Source organism: Streptomyces sp. NPDC051909 (genome assembly GCF_040681095.1).
GTDB lineage: Bacteria > Actinomycetota > Actinomycetes > Streptomycetales > Streptomycetaceae > Streptomyces.
Map to the genome: position 1 here is coordinate 1 of NZ_JBFAYA010000073.1, position 3,779 is coordinate 3,779.

A 3,779-nucleotide genomic window follows, 5' to 3' on the forward strand; every position below is an offset into this window, starting at 1 on the left:
CCCGGCGGGGGGGGGGGGGGGCGCGGCCCCCCCCCCCCCCCCCCCGCCGGTCAGGCGTCGGTGTAGTCGGCGATCACGTCGAGCGTGGACTCGACCGAGCTGAGCTGGGTGTTCAGGTGCTTGATCCACCGCCCCTTCGGTTGCAGGGCGGCGTGCGGGGCGACGACGCCGGTGATGAACCGGCGGATCTCGGAGAGCTTGCCGCGGATGACCGCGACCTCGTATGCCTGGAGCTCGGCCGGGTCCGAGCAGAACTTGTAGCCGTCCGTCCTGGTCCAGATCAGGGGCGGCCAGCCGCGTTCGGCGATGATGCCCCGAAGGCAGGCCAGGCCCGCGCGGGCCTGGCTGGGCGACAGCTCGCTGGATCTGACCAGCTGGGGGAAGGTCAGACCGGCCGGACGGGCCTCGAAGAGCACGAACCGGACGGAGTCGGCGTGCCGCTGGGCGGCGGGCGATCCGCGCTCGGAAGCGCGGGGTATCGCCTACTCACCTTGCAGCAGGCGGGCCAGCTCGCCGTCGACGTCCACCTTGCCGGTGTCGACCGCGGTCTCGATCCAGTCCAGCGTCGCCCTCACCCGGGCGACGTTCTCGTGCACGATGGCGCGTTCGTCTTCCCCGAGCTGCCGGTCGCGCAGGCCCGGGACGACCCTGCCTGCCGCCGCGACGAACGCGTGGCAGGCGGTCACCAGGTCCAGGAACTCCACCGACCGGTCGATGCTCCGGATCACCGGGGCGACGGGGCTGGTCTCCTCGAAGTGCTCGCGGGCCTGCCGGCCGCGTTCGACCTGGGCGTGGTTGACCTGGTGGCGTGCGGTGTCGTCGCTCATCGCCCGGAAGGCAACGTCCGGCCTGCGCAGCAGGCCGGTGGCCGCCTCGGCGGCGACGTGCTTGTCACGGGTCAGTTCCTCGACGACCTTCACCTTGTCCGCCTTGGCGACGCGGGCGACGACCGCGGGGCGGCGCAGGAAGTCCGGGGCGACGGCAGCCGCGACCTTGTCCTCCCGCGTCAGTTCCTCCACCGCCCGGACCTTGTCCTCGTCCCTGACCTGCGCGACGACCGCCGGACGCCGCAGCAGGTCACCGGTGACCGTGGCGGCGACCTCCTCGTCCTGGGCGAGCGTGTGAATCGCGCTGACCTTCTCCTGCTGAGTGACGGGCTAAAAGACCTGCCGGCCGACCCGCCGGTTCGCCTCGTCCGGCGTCCAGCGGGACTTGCCCTCCGGCAGGCTGAGGATCGTGGCGAACCGCTCCTCGTCGTCGGCGATCGACGCCAGGATCTGGTGGACCGTGAACGACACCCCCGCAACCCGCCGGTCCCTCGGCCACTTCGACGCGGTCCACCGGGCCGTGTCCACCATCGCGTAGGACAGGCCGATGTCCTCGGCCAGGCGGAACAGCGAGTCCCTGACCGTGAACAGCGCATCGCTCCGCTCCTGGCCGCCGGCCTCGCGCATCGGCTCGACTTCGAGCGCGTAGTCGCCGACCGTGAACTGGATCCGGCTGGCGGTCTCCACCAGCTTCCGCAGCTCGGCCACGATCTCCGCGTACCGGTTCGCGCTGACACTGCCGACCTTGTCGGCAACCTCGATCTCTTCGGGCATGGTTCACCACCAACCCGCAGGCCGGGCACGGCACTTGGGGCCGTGACGGGACTCGGCCCGCTTCCTGGAACCGAGAGTCAGACCGAAAATCAGAAGATCACAACGAACAACCGTAAATGACCGTAATCTGATCGAAGATGCGATTCGGGTGCGTTCGCGTTGCGGTCACTGTGACCGTTCGCCGAACGATTCCTTTCGGGCCCGCCAGGCCCTCGTAACACACCGCCGTGAGCAGTAGACCGCGTTCGAACGGCGGTCCACCCCCGCAACCCAAGCAGTCCCGCACTCGGGGTACTCGGCCCGGCCGGCACCATCCAGTTCCGCAGCGACCCGCTTGCGCAACCGCAGGTCACGACGCCACTGCCTGGCACGACACGCCGTAGAGCAGAACCTCGCCCGAGGCGGAGTCTCCGGCCTCAGCCGACTCCTACACCCCTCACACACACGCTTCACGGCCTGCCCGGCGTCCTCGGACACCCAGCCAACCTAGGGCACAAAGCTACTCAAAACCCGGGATCGAAAACAGGCTCTAACGGGCAAGGCTCCCGGACGGTTGAGCGAGAGATCTCACGTCTCAACTCGTTTGTCGGGGAGCCTTGTTGGTTACCCATCCTGCCGCACTCGACCTTCCGCATGCCCTCGTGGAGTGGGTCACGATACTGATCATCACTCGTGAGGGTGATCGCCGGCGCAAGCTGCCGGCATCCCAGTGGGCCCTGATCACGCTTGTGTACCCGCGCGAGCACGACACCCTGGCCTAGATCGCCGCCGGGTTGCGGATCAGCGAGAGCACCACCCACGCATATGTACACAGTGTGATCGGGTATCTTTCCGGTCGGGGCTCCCTCGCTCACCCGCGCCCTGCGACAGGCCACCCTGAGTACGTCCTCGTAGACAGCACGCTCGCCAAACGCGACCGCGTGGGTAACGGCCAGGACGACCACTCAGGTGCACATTCAGGCGGTACCGGCACGGCCGGTGAGCTCATCTGGTACTCGCTGGCCCGCCCGGACGGACCGCGGACATCACCGCCGCCCGCACCCACCACATCATCACCATCTGTGAGCGACTGAAGATCCCCGCCCTCGCGGACAAGGCCTGCCAGGGCGCCTGCGGAACGTTCGCCACCCCGTCAAAAGACGCCGGAACCGCGCCGGAACCGTGAGCTCACGGTCAAAGAGAAGTCCGTCAACCGGGCACACGCCCGGCTCTGCTCGCCCGTCGAGCGAGCCTTCGCACGGCTCAAAACCTGGCAGATCTTCCGCAAAGCCCCCGTCAGCCCCAACACCCTCACGTCAACCTCCAAGGCCGTCCCCACCCTGGAGAAGCAACGCTGAGAAGCTTAGGCCGTGTTTTAGAAGTCGGTGGTCTGCTTGGGTGGCCGTCCGGGGAAGTCGCGGGCGGCCATCCAGATGGTGAGGTCGCGGGCGATGTCGTTGATGCTGGCTGAGGTGGTGGCCTCGTGCTCGCCTCGGGTGGTGTCACGGCGGACGATCTCGTAGCCGCCCTCGTCCAGGACGGCCACGGACGCGAACCAGACGGGGGCGTCCTCGTCGGGCTGGACGACCACGAAGGTGTTGTCGGAGTCGTTTGAGGCCGCTGATCATCATGAACAGCGCATCCTCGGAGGGGTCGTCGATGCGGTCGCCGTTCTCGCTGTCGGCGCCGTAGTACTTGGCCCCCATCGACGCGTCTCCCATCCGCCCTGCTCAACCGGGTCGCGGTCAACATGGCATGTGGGAGCGACCCTGGCGGGTCACAGCCATTCGCCGATCGCGGCGATCAGGATGGTGGCCTCGAAGCGGACCGCGAGTTTGTCGAACCGGGTGGCCACGGCCCGGTTCCGCTTGAGCCGGTTGATCCCGCACTCGACCGCGTGCCGGGCCTTGTAGTCCTCGCGGTCGAAGGCCGGAGGCCGCCCGCCGGCCTTCCCCCGCCGCTTGCGGTTCCTGATCTGGTCGGCAGGCTCCGGGATCGTGCACCGGATCCCGCGCTTTCGAAGGTAGGCCCGGTTGGCGCGGGAGGAGTACGCCTTGTCGCCTCTCACCCGCAGCGGGCGGACACGAGGACGTCCGGGCCCGACGCGGGGGACCCGGATGCCTTCCAGGACCGCGGTGAACTGCGGGCTGTCGCCGCGCTGACCTGCGGTGACCAGCAGCGACAGCGGCCGCTGACCTC

The 3,779-nt window shown here is 68.7% G+C and carries 2 protein-coding genes and 3 pseudogenes; 1 reads left to right on the forward strand and 4 read right to left on the reverse strand.

Translation table 11 applies throughout. The annotated features are described in order from the left end of the window. Window positions 1-50: 50 nt before the first annotated feature. Together AB0M18_RS36445 and AB0M18_RS36450 are read right to left on the reverse strand one after the other, a co-directional pair. Window positions 51-479 carry a RacP protein gene (locus AB0M18_RS36445; protein WP_365765688.1) on the reverse strand — a complete coding sequence of 143 codons (429 nt, stop codon included), beginning with the start codon at window positions 477-479 and terminating at the stop codon, window positions 51-53. 3 nt (window positions 480-482) lie between these two features. Further along, window positions 483-1,601, reverse strand: a pseudogene (locus tag AB0M18_RS36450) (DUF6192 family protein). A gap of 599 nt (window positions 1,602-2,200) precedes the next feature. Between AB0M18_RS36450 and AB0M18_RS36455 the strand changes: the two are divergent. Further along, window positions 2,201-2,938 (forward strand): annotated as a pseudogene (locus AB0M18_RS36455) (transposase family protein). A 17-nt stretch (window positions 2,939-2,955) separates the two neighbouring features. Here the strand turns inward: AB0M18_RS36455 and AB0M18_RS36460 are convergent. Together AB0M18_RS36460 and AB0M18_RS36465 are read right to left on the reverse strand one after the other, a co-directional pair. Continuing rightward, a pseudogene (locus AB0M18_RS36460) lies at window positions 2,956-3,332 on the reverse strand (hypothetical protein). A 25-nt stretch (window positions 3,333-3,357) separates the two neighbouring features. Continuing rightward, window positions 3,358-3,779 (reverse strand): transposase (locus tag AB0M18_RS36465; RefSeq protein ID WP_365765686.1); only part of this gene is annotated, 422 nt, incomplete at its 5' end.